The 17,038-nt window shown below is 61.6% G+C and carries 18 protein-coding genes and 2 pseudogenes; 15 read left to right on the forward strand and 5 right to left on the reverse strand.

The window, feature by feature from the left end:
• Positions 1-370: 370 nt before the first annotated feature.
• The 3 genes from DIE16_RS13520 (at position 371) to DIE16_RS13530 (ending at position 3,974) form a co-directional block, all read left to right on the forward strand.
• Positions 371-1,522: a hypothetical protein gene (locus tag DIE16_RS13520; protein ID WP_124892431.1), complete on the forward strand. Its 1,152-nt coding sequence runs from the start codon at positions 371-373 to the stop codon at positions 1,520-1,522.
• Positions 1,523-1,803: 281 nt separating this feature from the next.
• Positions 1,804-2,895, forward strand: coding sequence for a GH25 family lysozyme (locus DIE16_RS13525; RefSeq protein ID WP_124892432.1), 1,092 nt, complete (start codon positions 1,804-1,806; stop codon positions 2,893-2,895).
• The gene (locus DIE16_RS13530; protein WP_124892433.1) at positions 2,892-3,974 is read left to right on the forward strand and encodes a hypothetical protein; all 1,083 of its coding nucleotides are present in this window, start codon (positions 2,892-2,894) and stop codon (positions 3,972-3,974) included. Before DIE16_RS13525 ends, DIE16_RS13530 begins: the two co-directional genes overlap by 4 nt.
• Positions 3,975-4,182: 208 nt before the next feature.
• Here the strand turns inward: DIE16_RS13530 and DIE16_RS13535 are convergent, their stop codons facing one another.
• Positions 4,183-4,773 (reverse strand): hypothetical protein, encoded by a 591-nt coding sequence (locus DIE16_RS13535; RefSeq protein ID WP_124892434.1) that lies wholly within the window; start codon positions 4,771-4,773, stop codon positions 4,183-4,185.
• Between the two features lie 372 nt (positions 4,774-5,145).
• Positions 5,146-5,358, reverse strand: a complete 213-nt coding sequence (locus tag DIE16_RS13540; protein ID WP_124892435.1) for a hypothetical protein — start codon at positions 5,356-5,358, stop codon at positions 5,146-5,148.
• A 29-nt stretch (positions 5,359-5,387) separates the two neighbouring features.
• Here DIE16_RS13540 and DIE16_RS37080 point away from each other — a divergent pair, with 29 nt between their 5' ends.
• Positions 5,388-5,513, forward strand: coding sequence for a hypothetical protein (locus DIE16_RS37080; RefSeq protein ID WP_260434378.1), 126 nt, complete (start codon positions 5,388-5,390; stop codon positions 5,511-5,513).
• 4 nt (positions 5,514-5,517) lie between these two features.
• Here the strand turns inward: DIE16_RS37080 and DIE16_RS13545 are convergent, their stop codons facing one another.
• Positions 5,518-5,844, reverse strand: coding sequence for an H-NS family nucleoid-associated regulatory protein (locus DIE16_RS13545; RefSeq protein WP_124892436.1), 327 nt, complete (start codon positions 5,842-5,844; stop codon positions 5,518-5,520).
• Between the two features lie 132 nt (positions 5,845-5,976).
• Positions 5,977-6,168, reverse strand: a complete 192-nt coding sequence (locus DIE16_RS13550; protein WP_124892437.1) for a hypothetical protein — start codon at positions 6,166-6,168, stop codon at positions 5,977-5,979.
• 76 nt (positions 6,169-6,244) lie between these two features.
• Between DIE16_RS13550 and DIE16_RS13555 the strand changes: the two genes are divergently transcribed.
• The 6 genes and pseudogenes from DIE16_RS13555 to DIE16_RS36590 all read left to right on the forward strand — a co-directional run bounded on the left by DIE16_RS13555 (position 6,245) and on the right by DIE16_RS36590 (position 9,329).
• Positions 6,245-6,655, forward strand: coding sequence for a hypothetical protein (locus DIE16_RS13555; protein ID WP_124892438.1), 411 nt, complete (start codon positions 6,245-6,247; stop codon positions 6,653-6,655).
• On the forward strand, positions 6,652-6,864 hold the full coding sequence (locus tag DIE16_RS13560; RefSeq protein WP_124892439.1) for an MbtH family NRPS accessory protein: 213 nt from the start codon (positions 6,652-6,654) through the stop codon (positions 6,862-6,864). Before DIE16_RS13555 ends, DIE16_RS13560 begins: the two co-directional genes overlap by 4 nt.
• A 68-nt stretch (positions 6,865-6,932) precedes the next feature.
• Positions 6,933-8,090, forward strand: a complete 1,158-nt coding sequence (locus DIE16_RS13565; RefSeq protein ID WP_044844872.1) for a hypothetical protein — start codon at positions 6,933-6,935, stop codon at positions 8,088-8,090.
• A gap of 12 nt (positions 8,091-8,102) precedes the next feature.
• Positions 8,103-8,765 (forward strand): ABC transporter ATP-binding protein, encoded by a 663-nt coding sequence (locus DIE16_RS13570; RefSeq protein WP_185735462.1) that lies wholly within the window; start codon positions 8,103-8,105, stop codon positions 8,763-8,765.
• A gap of 18 nt (positions 8,766-8,783) precedes the next feature.
• Positions 8,784-8,969, forward strand: a pseudogene (locus DIE16_RS13575) (hypothetical protein); the annotation flags it as partial.
• Between the two features lie 195 nt (positions 8,970-9,164).
• Positions 9,165-9,329, forward strand: a complete 165-nt coding sequence (locus DIE16_RS36590) for a hypothetical protein (RefSeq protein ID WP_185500370.1) — start codon at positions 9,165-9,167, stop codon at positions 9,327-9,329.
• A gap of 282 nt (positions 9,330-9,611) precedes the next feature.
• Here the strand turns inward: DIE16_RS36590 and DIE16_RS13585 are convergent, their stop codons facing one another.
• Complete coding sequence (locus DIE16_RS13585) at positions 9,612-10,025, reverse strand: hypothetical protein (RefSeq protein ID WP_124892442.1); 414 nt, start codon at positions 10,023-10,025, stop codon at positions 9,612-9,614.
• Between the two features lie 101 nt (positions 10,026-10,126).
• On the opposite strand from DIE16_RS13585, the gene DIE16_RS13590 reads away from it, so the two are divergent.
• The 5 genes and pseudogenes from DIE16_RS13590 to DIE16_RS13610 all read left to right on the forward strand — a co-directional run bounded on the left by DIE16_RS13590 (position 10,127) and on the right by DIE16_RS13610 (position 17,003).
• Positions 10,127-10,321, forward strand: a complete 195-nt coding sequence (locus tag DIE16_RS13590) for a hypothetical protein (protein ID WP_044844870.1) — start codon at positions 10,127-10,129, stop codon at positions 10,319-10,321.
• Between the two features lie 153 nt (positions 10,322-10,474).
• The gene (locus DIE16_RS13595) at positions 10,475-11,752 is read left to right on the forward strand and encodes an HlyD family secretion protein (protein ID WP_185735463.1); all 1,278 of its coding nucleotides are present in this window, start codon (positions 10,475-10,477) and stop codon (positions 11,750-11,752) included.
• A gap of 11 nt (positions 11,753-11,763) precedes the next feature.
• Positions 11,764-13,986 (forward strand): peptidase domain-containing ABC transporter, encoded by a 2,223-nt coding sequence (locus tag DIE16_RS13600; protein WP_124892444.1) that lies wholly within the window; start codon positions 11,764-11,766, stop codon positions 13,984-13,986.
• Positions 13,987-13,989: 3 nt separating this feature from the next.
• Positions 13,990-15,417, forward strand: a pseudogene (locus tag DIE16_RS13605) (TolC family protein).
• Positions 15,399-17,003, forward strand: a complete 1,605-nt coding sequence (locus DIE16_RS13610) for an acyltransferase domain-containing protein (RefSeq protein ID WP_124892445.1) — start codon at positions 15,399-15,401, stop codon at positions 17,001-17,003. The pseudogene DIE16_RS13605 and the gene DIE16_RS13610 overlap by 19 nt, the downstream one beginning before the upstream one ends.
• Positions 17,004-17,038: the final 35 nt, after the last annotated feature.

The following is a 17,038-nucleotide window of genomic DNA, read 5'->3' on the forward strand; positions in this document are numbered from 1 at the left end:
ATGCTCCAAAGTCGGAGGGCACATCCGCCCGCCATGCACCGATTTGGACGATGCCCATTAGCGGATGCGACGTATCGTGACGTTACGAGATGCACGTCCTCAACCGACCAATCGGGCGTCTCGGTCAGGCCGCTGGTGACTCGCGATCCCGTTCCAGAGGTGGGCCGATAAAATATACCGAATTTCGCGAATTCGAACTGGAAAGAATTACATCGGCCGACTATGCTGATTCCTGATGCCGTATGTACCGTTTCATAGGCATCCCAATCACAGATGTCAGCGATGTGCTGGCGAGTACAACAACGCAAGATGGTCTCCAAAGCGGATCGATCGCAATGCACAACGGTAGTGCGGCAACGGGAGAACAAGAATGAGAATATTTCGGGGTTTGGGCGCGGCGTCGGTGGCGCTCGCTATTTCCATGTCTGCATTTGCGGATGGTAGCGTCATACTTCCTCTCTCGAATGTCACGGCAAACTGTCTGAATGTGAGTAAGAAGACAGTTGATTTTTGGATATTATCGGCCCGCGTTCCAACAGATGCGAACTGGTTCAGATCAACAAACGGCGTGGGCGCTCGTGTCGATGTTACTCTTTCGGGACTCGGCCAGAAGGCGAGTTTTCCTGCGGCTGCGGCAATCGACACTCGAGATATTGGTGGAAAGATTGTACGAGCATCGCTAGGTCTCCATGTGCTGGCGGACCAGGATTTGTGGAATACGAAAAATGCGTCGTCACCAATTCGCACTTCGGACCTGAGCGTACCTTTAACATTCGTCCGCCGGCAGGGAACATCGGATACAGTGAAAGTCTTTCAGGCCTTGCTGAATTTCACCAAATCATCGTCTGTGTTGATACCTCCCAATCCATACGTACAGGGGGCCCAACTGGTCGGTCAACTCGCTAATTCAATAGCTACGGTCTTCACGGCAGATTCAAATGACATTGTAGACCCGAATTTCTCACTCGCCTTCAGTATGAGCAGGATGGACAGCGGTTGCTCTGTAAAGGATCTCCACGACAATGTTGGTGTGGAAATTATAGATTCTAATGTAGGGGATGAAAATCAGGGTATTATAAAAACGAAGAATATCGCAAATTACTGTTTCTACAAAATCGGCCAGGAGGCCGACCCAGACATCGGGTTTGTAAGAAAAGCCGGTGGTGTTTGTCCGGTTGCGGCTCCAGCGAACGTGGCGATACTTTCTAATCCTCAATTCATCTGGCTTGCTTACGGAAACTGTAAGGATGACGCGTCGTGTGGCAGCGCTTTTGCTCTGTCGCCAGCGACGACAAATTTGAAAGAAATTTTGCTGGGCAAACCGGAAGTGTTTGGATTGATTGGAAGGCGTCTCGGGGCGCAAAGCGCATCCACACTGGTGAGCATACTCGAGAACCATCCTAACGATGTTGCTGCACTTGATCGTGGAAAGGACGTTTTGAACGCTATTTCGATGTGCCGAAGCGTGGGAATTAGTGAAGAGCGCTGTCTTGACCGAAAATTCACAGAAACTAAACCATAAGCAATCTGGTAACAGATGCTATTCAAACCGAAAGATGTGCCATGAGCGCACGTGCTTTGATGTCCGCGGCCGGGGATTATGTAGGCTTCACGTAACCTGCGAGATTCAGAAGAGCAAATTTTGATGATTCGATTTGAAGCGTCGGGATAGATTTTAGGTAACGATCGATAGTTTTAAATCTTTCTCATCACCTCGGGATGGAAGTGCTTCGATGGATAATTGGTCTGCATCTCATGTCTTCGTGATCCGCGGTTGTATTAATAGAGCGATTGGGAGGAGGGATGGCGCATTTCAAATTTATTAGGCTATGTGCATGGTATCTGGCATGTGCGTGTTTTGGTATTTCGGATGTGGCTTGCGCTCAGAGCTGCGAGCCGCAATACGCGCCTGCTACCTTCCCATTTCGGGCGGACCCCAGCAGTCCCAAAGGACATCCCGTCAACGTCGGCATTGTCACGAAGGGATTCGTTGCATTGCGTGATACTAAGGTCGTTCACGGCATCGATGTTTCGAAATGGCAGGACCAGACTGACTTCACGAGTCTTCGACAATGCCTTGAGGTCGTTGACCATAGCCGCGGAATTGGTCCTATGCACGCTCCGTTTGTGTATGTGAGGTTGACCGCTGGAGAAGATCCAGATAACGAAACACTGTTCCGCGCTCATTGGTACAACGCCCGCAATCAGAATCTATACGCAGGCCCCTACCATTCGCTTGTTGTAAAGGATTCGCCAACTGCGACCGCTTCGATGAATGAAGGGGATTTCACGAAAATCCGGAACGAGAATCTCATGAGCGCGGACGTACAGGCTAACACCTTCGTCAAACGCTTCGGCCATCTTCTGCTTGCCGATCCGCTGCGCGACGTTGCCCCGGGCGATCACGGGAAACCGTATCTTCCCATCGTTCTCGCTTTGATGGAGAGGCCCCAGCAGCGATATGGGGACGACGACCGGAGGGTCATCGGAAAGGCATATGGCGCCTCTGCGTGCCGCTGGATCGAGACCGTACATCGCCATCCGAGTTTCGCTGGGCAACGAATCATTGTCTTTACATCGGCATCTATCTTCAGCGACTACGACCTTGGCAATGCACCTTGTGATCTGCGTGCCGGAGGGATCTGGATTTCTCTGCACACATCCGATGGTTCGCGCGACGGCGTCGACCGCACCGAGCCGACGGCGCGGGCCATAGCGGATCTGTGTAAAACGCCGGACGGCACGAACCGCTGCATCTTTCAACAATACACGTCGTATGGAGGATTTGCGCTATTTGGCAAGGACTCTCCGCTTGATCTCGACAGGTTCTACGGGAGTGAAGCGGATCTTACAGCATTGCTGCAGCATGCTAGGCATCCGGAGGAGTGGAAATGAACGCTTATGCTCGTCGGTGCGTGGCACAAAGCACTTTCATTTGTCGATTTTTGATTGTAATTCTGTTATTGCTCTGCCTGGGGGCCGGCCACTACGCATGGGCAGCTGGCGACTGTCCTGCACCCAAGTATACGGCACCCCTACCTGCTACGATACAGAATCCAAGAGTGCCGTGGAATCGTACCGATACAGGAGCAATCCTCGACGGATTCGTAGGACTGAAGGAGGCGTCTGGTCTGCTTTATGGAATTGATCTATCGTCCAACAATGTCATCAATGATTACGGGCGGTATTCGAAGTGCGGCGCGAAATTCGCGTTTCTCCGGCTTGATGGTAGATACCGGACACATGCCGCCGCACTGGCGCGCGAGCAATGGGCAACGATTCCTTATGTGTTCATGCCGATTCCCGGAGATATGCGCGATGAAAGGAAATATGCAGTTCTCACTACCGATAGCAAAGCGTCGATCCAGGAATATTTAAAGGAATTTGAGCGAAAAGGTGTGGAAAGCGCAGATACCCTTCCAGATTTGCTCGACGCACAAGGGCTTTCAGATGTTCCCCACATCTCATTCTCTGGACTTTCAGGGCGCATCCTCGCGCTTGACGTTGAACAAAAGCTGAACAATGAGCGGACCAGCGCATCGGCTCGACGCTTTTACGGGCGATTCTACGCGCGGGCGATTTGTTCTTGGATTACGCGTGCAAAGGTCCACTATCCGGACATCCAGGTCATCATCTATTCGACCCCGTCCGTCTTCGGCGACTACCTAAACTACGCCTACCCCGAGGACGATGACTGCCTCCGTGGCATCCCGGTATGGATGGCACGTACCACTGCGGACGGCGGCGATCTCGTCAGGCAGCCAGGATCGAAGGATGTGAACGACCTTTATTCGCAACGCGCCTGTCTTCAACCTGGTGGAAATCGATGTATCGTCCATCAGTACACGCATCGTGGGGTAATTGGCTCGGTACTGCCGGTTACCGATCCGAGAACGCCTCATGTCGATCTGAATCGTGCGTTTCGTGTCAAGGTGGTTCGCGATGCACGGACCTCGCAATACGTGCGAGAATAACAAGGACCGGCGCAAATGATGTTGCAATGGACGACTCGGTACCGGTGCAGGTCAGACCATCCATTAAGGAGCCCGTGCTTGACCTAAGTCGTCTGATGGCTCTGCCAATCTGATTTGGCCTCTCTGGAGGGGGCAACCGCCAGCGTGCGTTTAAGTTATACGGTACCAAAATCAATTGTTCCAGAGCCGTTGCTCGAGTTCATTGCGGTTATGTGCGGTCCCAGCCCCACGAATGGACGCGTGAGATTGCATGTAGCACCGTGCAGGCATGTACGGCTATCGAAACGTAGTTGCGGTAATGGACGGCGTCCTCCAGCTCAATCAGAGGAATGCTGAGGTTGCTCAATGTATCGAGCACTGTCTTCTGGCGTTGTATCGCGTTATAGAGCTGGGGCGATTCTTCGAGACGGAAGTGTTCAATTTTTCCTTCCTCAAGCATCTCATCGAGTTGCTCAACACTTTGGCAAAACCCGGTTCGACTTGTCTCGTGTGTTGCTCTAAATGCGGCGAGGTCTTCCTGAATTCCCACGAGAAAATCTATCCGCGATTCTGGATTAATGCGGGACTTTAACTGCGACACAAGGTTGCAGAAGCGTCTATCATGTTTTAGATCTATCTCGAGCATCGCATTGGGATCTTCCCAGTAGCGACGTCTGAATGATGCTTGAGCGTCACCTTTCGAAAAGTAGTCGGTATCCGGTTCAAGGTTGTCTTCGACCGAGGTTAGGTGGGAAATACGCCACGTAATGTTAAGTCCAGTTTGCCAAGCAAGTTGTCCCCTGAATGCGTAGAATGCCATTTCAGAGCATTCGTGAAGGACGTGACGTAAATGGGCACACGAACCCTCTATTCGATTATCGAGATCGTCTGCGCGATTAATGATTTTCGTCAAAGCACTGGCTGCGGACTCGCTTAGCTGCGATAGGTCTGGCTTATGCCGTCTCCGGACCTCGGCTAGTACGAGTCGATAGCGCGCGTGTTGCTCAGAGAGCTGAGTGCGGTAATCATTGGTCGAAGAAATCTTCGCCCATTCACTCTGCCTTTTTGCGTAAAGCGCGCTTATCGCTGATGCTACGAGTGCTGCCGAAGCGAGATAGTCTGAAAGGTTGAACGCGGTCATCTCTCGATAATTGGCGGTGGGGCGAAGACGAATCAGCTGAGCCGGAGTCGATTAGCCGGTGAAGGGATTCTTGATCTTGCCGGTCGGTGCAGGAGGCTCCTCGCAGACACGTTCGGGGAGTGCCGGATCATGCTGAAGTACATCAACGACGCTGGCGATGGCGCTCTGTAAAGCAAGCGCGGCGGCGAGTCCCGCCTTGTCACGCGTCAGTTCCAGCGTGCCGGAAAGCACAACGCGCTCTGGATCGTTGGTTAGGCGGCGCATCGATTTCCGGCGTACTCGGTTCGTTACACATGAGCGGGGTGCAGAGTTGGGGCAGCAGCAGCCCGCTTTGGATGGGCTTCGCGAAAGTGCTGGGTTCGCAGAATCAGACGCCGCTCGCATCGCAGGGCTACATGTCGATCGTCAAGATCGGATGAGCGGTTAGGGGCGTTCCGGCCACCACGGCTGCGGGGCCTCACGGATGAGATAGTCGTCGAGGTTCTTGTCCTCTAGCCATTTCGGCCGAGGACCTTTCCCGGTCCATGACTCTCCTGAATTCGGATCGTAGTACTTTGCCGGCGCCTTTTGTCGCTTGGCTTTGAGGAAACCCGCAGCGCGCAGTAGCTCGATCTCGGTGATGCCATACTCTTTCACGTGTTCGCTGATCTCGGCAAGTATGGCTTGCTTTTCGCGCTGCTTGGCTTTTGCGACGAGCAGATTGAGATGGCCGAGTTGCTTTTGAAGTTCGAGTAGGTCGGTATCAGTCATTTTTCCGATGGGCGATGTATGCGAAGACGGAGTGCGACGCCTCGCGAAGGTAGTGAGATCCCGAGTTTCGATCTTGCGGCGTCCGAGCTCGTCTTTGTTTCGAGCCGACCAGGAGCTCTGACGGCCCCTTCGTCAGAGAATTCGAAGATGACGAATCTTCCCCATCTGGGGAGAGCGCTTCAGGATTAGTTCGGTGATGTACTCCGGCAAGAGGGCCCGGGGTACATTGGCTGGTACTTCCTCAACGAGCTGCGATGGGACATGAACGATGTATTCGTCCGGATCGTTCTTCAGACTGTGTTCGTAGCTGACGCGGTAGTCCATGGCGTTCGGGGCGCGGAGGCTGAGCAAACGCGATTCTAGCAGTGCATGAACGGGAGCCAGAGTGCAGCAGACCGGAATGCGGGTTCCCACTGCGGACACTGGGCGCTGGCGCGAGGCCGCCGATAGTGCTGACTTTGTCCATCGATATACGATGGGCCGACGTAGTTTGGCGGCGTTTGCCGCGGCTTTAGTCGACGCATATTCGTCCATAGACCAGTGGAGGTGGACTTGCGAACTGGTTTGGAAGCACTTCACCAACGGGCGTTTTAAGAATGGCGTCGCCAGCGGTGCGCAACTTGCGTTTCTGCTGTCCAAGACACTGCAAGCCAAGCGCTTCGAGGATGCAGTCGCGCTGTTCCAGAAGGACGGAATGGATATCGATGAAGCAATCGAACTTACCGTACAGTTGCCATTCAGGCGTGAAATAATCTTTGTTCAAAAACGAGAACGGTTTTCCGAGAGAAAAAAAATGAGAAACGCAGCATGAACGAAATCGAAAGCCCGCGCCACGAGGCCGTGACGAATCACGAGGGGCAGTATTCGATCTGGCCGACTTCCAGGGAGATTCCGTCCGGCTGGAAAAAGTCCGAATTCGGCGGCACCCGGGAACCATGTCTCGACCACATTCGAAGCGCCTGGACCGACATGCGTCCGCTGATCGTGCGCCAAGCGATGGCAAGCGAGGGAGGCGCGTGAACGCTGCGGGGAAGGCCGGCCTGCAGGCCGCGAACAAACGGGCATCGAGGACGCTGATAGGTTGGCGCATGAAGGCCTATTCGCGTGTGGTCGCACAGGCTGTCGCGCGTCATGCGAAGACGCTGGCGATCATCGTCGGCATCTTCGTGTTCGGGCTACCGTTGAATGCGCAACTCGACCTGCTCGGCATGCCGATGAAAGTGTTGCTGGCCGAACACGCAACCGGACTCGGCGTGGCATCGGTGCTGGCGACCTTGTCGATGCTGGCTGCCGCGTCTGTGGCCGTGCAGGGCGATACGGTGTTCGGTGGCGCCGCGCGCCGCTGGAGCGCGAGTTTGCCAGGCGGGATCCGCGCGCATCGTGCGGCCGATCTCATCGTGACGGGCGCTGCTCTGTGGCCGTTCTGGATCATGCTCGCTGCCGCGATTGCGCGACACGTGCTGGGCGCGCGCGACACGGTGACCGGCGCAACCTTTGCGCTGGTCGTCGCGACGCTTGCGCTCGCCTGGACGGGCGCGCCGCTCGCGCTGCTTGCGCGTTCGCGCGCGGCGCTGACGGCGGTGTTCGCGGCCAACGCATTGTTATGGATCGTCCTTCGCTTCGGCGTCGCAGGGACCGCCTGCGCGGCACTTGCCCTGGCGTGCGGCGTTGTCGCACTGTGGCGCGCGCGGCTTGACGCGTTCGTCGAGCGCGAACAGCACGGAGCGACGTTGCTCCGCGGTGGGAATCCGTTCGAACTCGTTCGTGCGGTGATGGTGAACGTCTATGGTCATTCACTGCGGCTGGGCGGCTTGATGCTGGCCGTGCTGGCGATGATCTGCGGATGGATCGTCTCGATGCCCGACTATCTGTCGCGACATTGGGGCATCGTGAACGTGGTGCTGCCGTTCGCGCTGTACCAGATCGCGATCCTGCATGGGTGGATGCGCGACGAATCAGGCCGGCTGACCAGTTGGCTGGGCAGCTTGCCACGCGCGATTGCCCGCTTCAATCGGGCGGCGGCGATGAGCATCGTGGGGCTGTCGAGTGCCTATGTGCTGGCGATTTGCGTTCCGTTCGCAATTGCAACCGACGAAGGCCGTCGCTACGCCATCGTCTTTGCATGCTACGCCGGCCTCGCCGTTGCATTGGCGGCGTGTCGCTGGTGGGGCGCGCGGGCGTCTCGCATCGTCGACACGTTTCTGACGGCGGGCTGTGCGATCGCTTGCTACGGCATGTTGAAATAGATGGAAAACGACATGAGCATCCTGAGAGTAGCGGGGCTGGGCAAGCGATACGCCGGACGGACGATCTTCAGCGACGTCCAATTGGAACTGCAGGCAGGCGTCTATGCACTGAGGGGCAAGAACGGCAGCGGCAAATCGACGTTGCTGAAATTGCTGGCAGGCGTGGTCCGGCCCGACGAGGGCGTCGTCGAAGTGGGCGGTCACGCGATCGACCGTGCAGCGGACAAGGCCAAGGCCTGTACTGGCTACATGCCGGACAGTGAGGAGTTCTACGATTTCGTGACACCATCGTCGGTATGGCGGCTGATTGCCGATGCGCGGGGGACGAATCTCGAGCAGGGTCTGGTGACGGCCGACCGCCTTGGGTTGACGCGATACGCCGACGAACCGCTTGGCGCGCTGTCGCAGGGAACGCGCCGCAAGGTATTTCTGGTCGGTGCGTTCATGGGCCCTCCGGCCTTGATACTGCTCGACGAACCGAGCAATGCACTCGATGCCGCCGCACATGCGCAGCTGTGCCGGATGATTGCGGCCGCGGCGCCGACGTCGGTCGTGCTGATGTCGACCCACGACGCGGAACTGGTCGCCGCGACCCGCGCGCGCATCCTCGAACTGACGGCACACGGTATCGTCCTGTCGAGACCGTCGAACGTTGCAATGCATGTCGAGCAGTGATGACGGGACCGGCGCGACGCGCATGATGCGCTGCGCTTCCTGGCGCCGTGGGCCGCACGCCAGGATGGCTGCTCGGACGACGACTTTCGCGGCTACATCGGCAGGATCGAATCGGCGGCCCCGTGCTGGTTCGGCGAGACGCCGCTGTCGTCGCAGCGTAAGTACCTGCTGAAGCAGACCGCGAGCACGGCGTTCGCGAAGATCTGCCGTTTCTCCTGTCGCGTCACGGGATACACGTGCGCTCCCGGTGCGTTGCACATTCTGCAGAAAATGCGAATGTCCCCCGGATGCCAAAGTGTTTTCGCGGAATAGCCCTTCCGCGGCACAGCGTCGGCCACGGATACTGATAGCCATACACGTTCCGCGTCCGAGGACGCCACACCGATCCCTGCATGATCGATGCCGCGGACACCGGACGACTATGCGACGCCGCTCGGCGGCGTGGGCGAGCCGGGGCTGCCGCCGGTCGCACCGGCGCTGACCAACGCGATCTTCGCGGCGACGGGCACGCGCATCCGCAGCCTGCCCGTCGCGGACCAGCTCGCGAAGCCGAAAGCGGCGTGATGCCGTGCTGCGCGCCGGGCCGTCCGCAAGGCCCGGTGCGTATATCCGCCCGTGCGCCCGCCGTTGCGTGCGGCCCGTTCATGCACTCTGTTTGCATATCAATTCGACGGATTCCATCGGGCCGATCGGCCGCCACGACAATCGCTTTCCGGCATCAACTGCGGGAATTCAATCTCCATATTTGCACCCAGAATTCCATCTGAAAATAGAATCAATAGCCCTCTGATATCGGGTTTGCCCGATGGTGCGGTATCGTACAAAGAGGGGCCGGAAAGTGTCGGATCATTGGCCCGTGAATTCATTTTTTGTAAGAAATTCATTGAGAAAAACCTGGCGCGGCTCAATCATTTCTTGAAGGTTGATTGGGCGGCTGGTAATCGGTGCGTATCTGATTTTTTGCTGATTATCGGGCAAGTATTCATTCGCGTTTTCATTCTTTTGTTCCGCGACGTGCATGGTGCCGTGAGGTCCACGCATGGGGTGTCTGCTCGTCTGCAGATTGAAGTCGTCGAACCGGATGCCGGGCGGCGCGAGGATTAATTGCATATCGACAAACAGCCGGTTTGTCGAATGCTGATCGAACGTGAGGGCGTTGCGAAAGAATTCATCGCGATATTCGATCCGATGGGACGTCGCACGCCATCTGGCTGGAATGATCGGTGAAAAATAAACGGGCGATGGAGTCGTTTCGTTCATAAATTTAACATATTTAACGTATTGATCTGCGTCGCGATTCGCGGCGTGGTTCGATGCCCCGCTAGATGGGTTATCTAGCATTCTCAATCTGGAGAAACGCAATGCAAGAACTGAATCAGCAGGAAATCGCACAAGTTTCCGGCGGCTACTACGGCGGCGGCTCGATTTTCGACACGCTGGGCAACGTGGTCGAGCTGTACGGCCAGACGCTCTACAACGTCGGCGAAGCGCTGACGACGGCTGTCGTGGGCACGGGCAACGCACTGCTCGGCCTGCTGGGTGGTCAGCACGCGTAAGCCGAACGCGATTTCCGTGCGATGGCGCGCGTTGCGCCGCCATCGCGTGAATCGCGGGGCCGCCGCGGCACCGGAGCGGGGTGCCGCGGCGATCTTCCCGGGCAACCGGAACGCATCCCGTCGAACCCAATTGACAGTCAGTCATCCCGTATCTTGACGAACCCGACTTCTCTCTTCCGGCACGAAGCACAACAGGCGCAGCGCGCCGGCGCGCTGGGCGAGATCGTGCTGGTGCGCCCCGTGTCGCTGACGCTGCTGGCGGCCGCCGCTGTCGCGATGGCCGCATGCGTGCTGCTGTTCTTCACGTTCGGCACCTACACGCGTCGCACGACGGTCAGCGGCGTCGTGATGCCGGATGCGGGGCTGGTGAAGGTCTACGCGCTGCAGCCGGGGATCGTCGTCGAGCGCGACGTGAAGGAAGGGCAGCACGTCGCACGCGGGCAGACGCTCTATACGGTGTCCACCGACCTGCAGAGCGCGGCGCAAGGCGCGACGCAAGCCGCGCTGATCGCGCAGGCGCGGCAACGCAAGGCGTCGCTGCTCACGGAAATGGACAAGACACGCAACCTGCAGCAGGACGAACGCGCAACGGTGCGCGCGAAGATCGCGAGCCTGGGCGGCGAGCTTGCGCAGATCGACGATCAGCTCGCGGCGCAGCGGTTGCGCACGTCGATCGCGGCCGACGGCGCGAAACGCTATCGCGGCCTGCTGGCCCAGGACTACATCTCGAAGGATCAGGCGCAGCAGCGCGAAGCCGACCTGCTCGACCAGCAGTCGAAGCTGAACGGGCTGCTGCGCGAGCGTGCGTCGACGGCGCAGTCGCTGACGGAAGCGAACAACCAGTTGGCCGGCCTCGACCTCAAGCAGCAGAACCAGCTCGCTCAGATCGACCGCAACGTGATCGACGTCGACCAGAACCTGATCGAAAGCGAGGCGAAGCGCCGGATCGTCGTCGCCGCGCCGGAAGCGGGCGTCGTGACGGCGGCGATCGCCGACGTCGGCCAGTCGGTCGATACGTCTAGGCCGCTCGCGAGCGTGGTGCCCGGCGGCGCGCGCTGGCAGGCGCACCTGTTCGTGCCGAGCACGGCGATCGGTTTCGTGCGGGTCGGCGAGCCGGTGCTGGTCCGCTACCAGGCATTTCCGTACCAGAAATTCGGCCAGTATCGCGCCGAGGTCGTGTCGATCGCGCGCACGGCGCTGTCGGCGGCCGAACTCGCGAACGACGGCGGCCCGGCGGCGACGCCGGGCGAGGGGCGCGACGCGACCTTCTATCGCGTGATCGTCGCGCTCGATGCGCAGCACGTCACCGCGTATGGCGCGCAGCAACCGTTGCAGGCGGGCATGACGCTGCAGGCAGACATCCTGCAGGAGCGCAGGCGCCTGTACGAATGGGTGCTGGAGCCGCTTTACAGCCTGACCGGCAAACTCTGACGAGGTCGCGCATGGCACTACTCGATCGACTCTCGTTCGGCCTCGGCCGCCAGCTGCCGATGATCCTGCAGACGGAGGCCGCGGAATGCGGGCTCGCGTGTCTCGCGATGGTGGCCGGCTATCACGGCCATCACGTGGATCTCGCGACGCTGCGCGGGAAGTTCCCCGTTTCGCTGAAGGGCGCGGGGCTCGGGCGCGTGATCGAGGTCGCGCAGCGCCTCGCGCTCGGCACGCGCGCGGTGAAGCTCGACCTGGCGCAGCTCGGCCAGCTTCGCCTGCCGTGCCTGCTGCACTGGAATTTCAACCACTTCGTGGTGCTGAAGGAAGTGAGCGGCAAGACCGCGACGATTCATGACCCGTCGCACGGCATCCGCAAGGTGCCGCTCGCCGAAGTGTCGCGTGCGTTCACCGGCGTTGCGCTCGAACTGTGGCCGGCTGCCGGGTTCGCGCCGCGCGCGGCGCGGCCGGCGGTGAAGCTGCGCGAGCTGCTCGGCCCGGTGTCGGGGCTGTCGCGCTCGCTCGCGCAGATCCTCGCGCTCGCGATCGCGCTCGAAGTCTTCATGCTGGTGCAGCCGTTCTTCCTGCAGTGGGTGATCGACGAGGTGATCGTCAGCGCCGATCGCGACCTGCTGACGGTGCTGGCACTCGGTTTCGGCCTGTTGCTGCTGATGCAGCAGGCGACCGGCACGATTCGCGCGTGGGCGCTGATGTACGTCGGCGTCACGCTGAACATCCAGTGGCGCGCGAACGTGTTCACGCACCTGCTGAGCCTGCCGGTGCGCTACTACGAGCGGCGCCATCTCGGCGACGTCGTGTCACGCTTCGGTTCGATCGACACGATCCAGCAGACGCTGACCACGTCGTTTCTCGGCGCGGTGATCGACGGGCTGATGACGATCGTGACGCTCGCGATGATGTTCGTGTACAGCCGCGTGCTCGGCCTGGTCGCGCTGGCGACGATGGCGCTGTACGCGCTCGTCCGGTGGCTGTGGTACGGCCCGCTGCGGAGTGCGACCGAGGACCAGATCGTGCACGCGGCCAAGCAGCAGAGCCATTTCCTCGAAACGGTGCGCGGCGTGAAGACGATCAAGCTGTTCAACCGCCAGACGGAGCGCCGCGCGAGCTGGATCACGCTGCTGGTCGAGCAGGTCAATGCGAGCCTGCACGTGCAGAAGCTGCAGATCTTCTACCAGCAGCTCAACGGCCTGCTGTTCGGCATCGAGAACGTGCTGATCATCTGGCTCGGCGCGCGCATGGTGATGGACGGCCAGTTCACGGTCGGCGTGCTGATGGCGTTCAACGCGTACAAGAACCAGTTCGACAGCCGGGTCGGCAGCCTGATCGACAAGTACTTCGAAGTCAGGATGCTGCAGCTCCAGGGCGAACGGCTGGCCGACATCGTGTTCGCGGCAAGCGAGCCGGACGCGAGCCTGCGCAACGTGCCGGGCGAGGCCGACGCGCTCGACGCGAGCATCGAGATCGACGCGCTGTCGTTTCGCTACGCGGACGGCGAGCCGCTCGTGCTGGACGGCGTGAGCGCGACGATCGCGGCGGGCGAGTCGGTCGCGATCGTCGGGCCGTCGGGTTGCGGCAAGACGACGCTGATCGGCGTGCTGCTCGGCATCCACGAACCGACGGGCGGCACGGTGCGGATCGGCGGGCTCGACGTCGGCCGGCTCGGCATCGAGCGGCTGCGCGCGCTGGTCGGCACGGTGCTACAGGACGACGTGTTGTTCGCGGGCTCGATCGCGGACAACATCAGTTTCTTCGATCCGGACGCGGACCCGCGCTGGGTCGCCGAATGCGCGCGCGTCGCGGCCGTGCACGACGACATCGCCGCGATGCCGATGGGCTACAACACGCTGGTCGGCGACATGGGCACGGTGCTGTCCGGCGGGCAGAAGCAGCGCGTGCTGCTCGCGCGGGCGCTGTACAAGCGGCCGGGCATTCTGGTGCTCGACGAAGCCACGAGCCATCTCGACATCCAGCGCGAGATGCAGGTCAACGCGGCCGTCACGCAGCTCGCGATGACGCGGCTGATCGTCGCGCACCGGCCGGAGACGATCGCGTCCGCGCAGCGCGTCATCATGCTGCAGGGCGGCAAGGTCGTGCTCGACCAGTCGACCGCCGCGATGCGCGCGGCGATGGCGGCAAGGACGTCCGCCGCTGCACCCGCCGCGCCGCAGCCGGCGACGCATGACGCCGGCGCGGCGGAACCGGTCGCGGGGCGCTGAGCGATGAAGCGTCCCCTCGCTACCGTGCTGGCTGTCGTCGCGCTCGCGGTGTCCGCGCCGCCGACACGCGCGCAGCTGCTCGACGTGTACGGCACGCGCAATGACGTCGCGGCCACGCCGGCCGGGTCGATGGCGTCGGCCACCGCGTGCGGCGCACAGCCTGTCGACGCGCGGCCGCTCGCGCTCGAGGACGCGATCCTGCTGGCGATCTGCTCGCATCCGCAACTGAGCCGGACATGGTCGGATGCGCGCGCGGCGGCGGCCGAGGTCGGCGTGTCGAAGGCCGCGTACTGGCCGACGCTCAATGCGACGGCGGGTGTCGAGCGCGACAACCTGACGACGAACTACAGCGGCGGCTATTCGCAGGACCAGAGCAGCACCAGCCGCTACGGCATGCTCAACCTGAGCTGGGTGCTGTTCGATTTCGGCAAGCGCGGCGCGACGCTTGACCGTGCGCGCGCGCTGCTGCGCGCGGCCAACGCGGCGCACGACGATGCGCTGCAGAGTGTCTTCTACGACGCGGCGCAGGCGTTCTATGCGCTGCGCGACGCGCAGGCGGCACTCGCCGCCGCGCAGGCGGTCGAGCACGCGGCGCAGGAGAGCCTCGCCGAGGCGAGCGCGCGGCACGACGGCGGCGCGGGCACGCTCGGCGACGCATTGCAGGCGCAGACCACCTACCGCAAGGCGCTGCTCGATCGCGTGAGCGCGGAGGGCGACCTGCAGAGCGCGATCGGCACGCTCGCGACGACGCTGGGCGCCGACGCCGATACGCCGCTGCGCATCGCCGACGCGGAACCGTCGCCCGATCGCGACGACTTCACGCGCGGTGTCGCCGACCTGATCGCCGAAGCGAAGCGCCATCACCCGAAGCTGATCGCCGCGCGCGAAAAGCTCGAAGCGGCGCGCGACGAGGTGCGTGCGGTGCGCGCGCAGTCGTTGCCGACGATTTCGCTGACGGGCAGCGTTGCGCGCAACAACCCGTCCTACCAGCAGCAGGCGTCGTTTCTCCAGTTGCGGAGCAGTCACAGCAACTCGATCGGCATCTAGGTCTCGATTCCGCTGTTCGAAGGGTTCGCGTCGGGCTACCGGGTCGCGCAAGCGAAGGCGCAGGCGGACGCACAGGAAGCCGACGTGCGCAATACCGAACTGAAGGTGTCGCTCGACGTGTGGAAGAGCTACCAGAGCCTGCAGACCGATACGACGAACCTGGACAACTCGCGGCATCTGCTCGATACCGCGCTGCATTCGCTCGACATCGCACGTGGCCGCTACAAGGCCGGCGTCGGCACGTTCACGGAATTGCTGAACGCGCAGTCGGCGCTCGCGGATGCGCGCCGGCAGCGTGTGCTCGCGGTGTCGAAGTGGCGGATCGCGAGACTGAAACTGGCCGAGAGCCTCGGGAGGTTGGGATTATGGAACGACGCGGGCTGAACGGCGCCGGGCCGGACGCGAGCGGCGCGCAAGCGCGCGGCTGCGCGTTCCTGTTCCCGGGACAGGGCGCGTTCTATGCGGGCGCGCTGCGGCAGCTGGGCCGCGAACACTCGAGCGTGCGGCTGACGCTCGACCTGCTCGACGCGGTCGCGAGCGAGCGCCTCGGCCGCCCGCTGACGGGCGCGCTGTGGCGTGACGATGCCGGGCTCGACGTCTGGCTGCACGAAGCGCCCGATCTGCTGCAGCTCGGGATTTACGGCGCGTCGGTCGGGATGTTCGGCGTGCTGCGCGAGCGCGGCGTGACGCCCGACGTGCTGATCGGACACAGCTTCGGCGAGATCGCGGCGCTGGTGTGCGGTGGCATGTATTCGATCGAGCAGGGCGCGCGGATCGTCTGCGACCGGATAGCGTCGTTGCAGGCGGCGGCGCCGGCCGACGGGATGATGGCCGCGATCTCGACGGGTGCCGACGCGACGCGCGAGCTGATCGACGCGAGCGTCGTCACGCACGCGGTGCGCAACGTGTGCATCGCGGTCGAGAACCATCCGTCGCAGACCGTCGTGTCCGGCCCGCGCGACGCGCTGGAGCGCTTCGTCGCGGCATGCGCGGCACGCGGCGTGACAGCACAGACGCTCAGGTCTCCGTATGGATTTCATCACCCCGATCTGGCCGGCGCGCGCGAACAGTTCGCCGCGCGGCTCGCTGCGTATCGGCACGGCCCGCTCGCGATTCCGGTGTATTCGCCGATCCTCGGCCGCCGCTACAGCGGCGCCGACGATCCGGGCGCGCGGCTCGCGTCGCATTTCGTGCTGCCGGTGCGGTTCGCCGATGCGATTCGCGCGGCGTGCGCGGACGGCATCGGGCGCTACGTCGAATGCGGCGCGCTCAACGCGTTGGCGCGCATCGTCGTGCGCATCGCGGGGCCCGGCACGGTCAGGACGTTCGGCGGCCCGTCGAACGCGACCGAGGAATCGAGCGTCGTCACGACCATCACCCGTTATTTCCAGGAGGACAGCATCATGAAGGACGATATTCGCATCGGCAACGCCGGCTCCGGGTTCGACGCGTTCTGGCATGCGCGCGGACCGCACATCGTCGACTGGCTCAAGGGCGAGCTGCGTCACGCGTTCGATGCGGCGAGCACGGCGCCGGCCGGCGCCGCGCCGGTCGCGGCACCGACGCTCGCCGCATTGGCACCGCAGGCCGAGCCGCTCGGCGCTTCCGCGCCGCGCCTGTCGGCGGTGGCCGTGGCCGCGCCGACCCTGACGGCGGTGCCGGCGCCGTCGGCGCCGCACGAACCGCTCGCCGCGGCGAAGCCCGCCCACGTGCCGCGCGAGCGGCTGTTCACGGAGCTCGTCGATATCTACGCGCAAGCGATGGAGTATCCGGCCGAGGTGTTCTCCGAAACGATCGAGCTCGAAGCCGAACTCGGCATCGATTCGGTCAAGCAGACCGAGATCATCCAGCGCATCACCGCGCGCTACGCGCTGCCGCCGCTGCCGGCCAATTTCCGCAGCGGCGATTTCAAGGCGATGGGGCAGATCGTCGATTTCGTCTACGAGAACCAGGGGAAGGCGGCCGCCTGACGGCCGTGGGCTGAAACGTTGGTCGGCAGGGGGGC

Origin of the sequence: Burkholderia sp. Bp9090, assembly GCF_003857985.1 — a bacterium.
Lineage (GTDB): Bacteria > Pseudomonadota > Gammaproteobacteria > Burkholderiales > Burkholderiaceae > Burkholderia.

What these genes read in the sequence shown, in the direction of transcription:
- DIE16_RS13520 (WP_124892431.1), top strand. Translation starts at nt 371, where the DNA reads ATGAGAATATTTCGGGGTTTGGGCGCGGCGTCGGTGGCGCTCGCTATT.
- DIE16_RS13525 (WP_124892432.1), top strand. Translation starts at nt 1,804, where the DNA reads ATGGCGCATTTCAAATTTATTAGGCTATGTGCATGGTATCTGGCATGT.
- DIE16_RS13530 (WP_124892433.1), top strand. Translation starts at nt 2,892, where the DNA reads ATGAACGCTTATGCTCGTCGGTGCGTGGCACAAAGCACTTTCATTTGT.
- DIE16_RS13535 (WP_124892434.1), bottom strand. Translation starts at nt 4,773, where the DNA reads ATGGCATTCTACGCATTCAGGGGACAACTTGCTTGGCAAACTGGACTT.
- DIE16_RS13540 (WP_124892435.1), bottom strand. Translation starts at nt 5,358, where the DNA reads ATGCGCCGCCTAACCAACGATCCAGAGCGCGTTGTGCTTTCCGGCACG.
- DIE16_RS37080 (WP_260434378.1), top strand. Translation starts at nt 5,388, where the DNA reads ATGAGCGGGGTGCAGAGTTGGGGCAGCAGCAGCCCGCTTTGGATGGGC.
- DIE16_RS13545 (WP_124892436.1), bottom strand. Translation starts at nt 5,844, where the DNA reads ATGACTGATACCGACCTACTCGAACTTCAAAAGCAACTCGGCCATCTC.
- DIE16_RS13550 (WP_124892437.1), bottom strand. Translation starts at nt 6,168, where the DNA reads ATGGACTACCGCGTCAGCTACGAACACAGTCTGAAGAACGATCCGGAC.
- DIE16_RS13555 (WP_124892438.1), top strand. Translation starts at nt 6,245, where the DNA reads ATGCGGGTTCCCACTGCGGACACTGGGCGCTGGCGCGAGGCCGCCGAT.
- DIE16_RS13560 (WP_124892439.1), top strand. Translation starts at nt 6,652, where the DNA reads ATGAACGAAATCGAAAGCCCGCGCCACGAGGCCGTGACGAATCACGAG.
- DIE16_RS13565 (WP_044844872.1), top strand. Translation starts at nt 6,933, where the DNA reads ATGAAGGCCTATTCGCGTGTGGTCGCACAGGCTGTCGCGCGTCATGCG.
- DIE16_RS13570 (WP_185735462.1), top strand. Translation starts at nt 8,103, where the DNA reads ATGAGCATCCTGAGAGTAGCGGGGCTGGGCAAGCGATACGCCGGACGG.
- DIE16_RS36590 (WP_185500370.1), top strand. Translation starts at nt 9,165, where the DNA reads ATGCCGCGGACACCGGACGACTATGCGACGCCGCTCGGCGGCGTGGGC.
- DIE16_RS13585 (WP_124892442.1), bottom strand. Translation starts at nt 10,025, where the DNA reads ATGAACGAAACGACTCCATCGCCCGTTTATTTTTCACCGATCATTCCA.
- DIE16_RS13590 (WP_044844870.1), top strand. Translation starts at nt 10,127, where the DNA reads ATGCAAGAACTGAATCAGCAGGAAATCGCACAAGTTTCCGGCGGCTAC.
- DIE16_RS13600 (WP_124892444.1), top strand. Translation starts at nt 11,764, where the DNA reads ATGGCACTACTCGATCGACTCTCGTTCGGCCTCGGCCGCCAGCTGCCG.
- DIE16_RS13610 (WP_124892445.1), top strand. Translation starts at nt 15,399, where the DNA reads ATGGAACGACGCGGGCTGAACGGCGCCGGGCCGGACGCGAGCGGCGCG.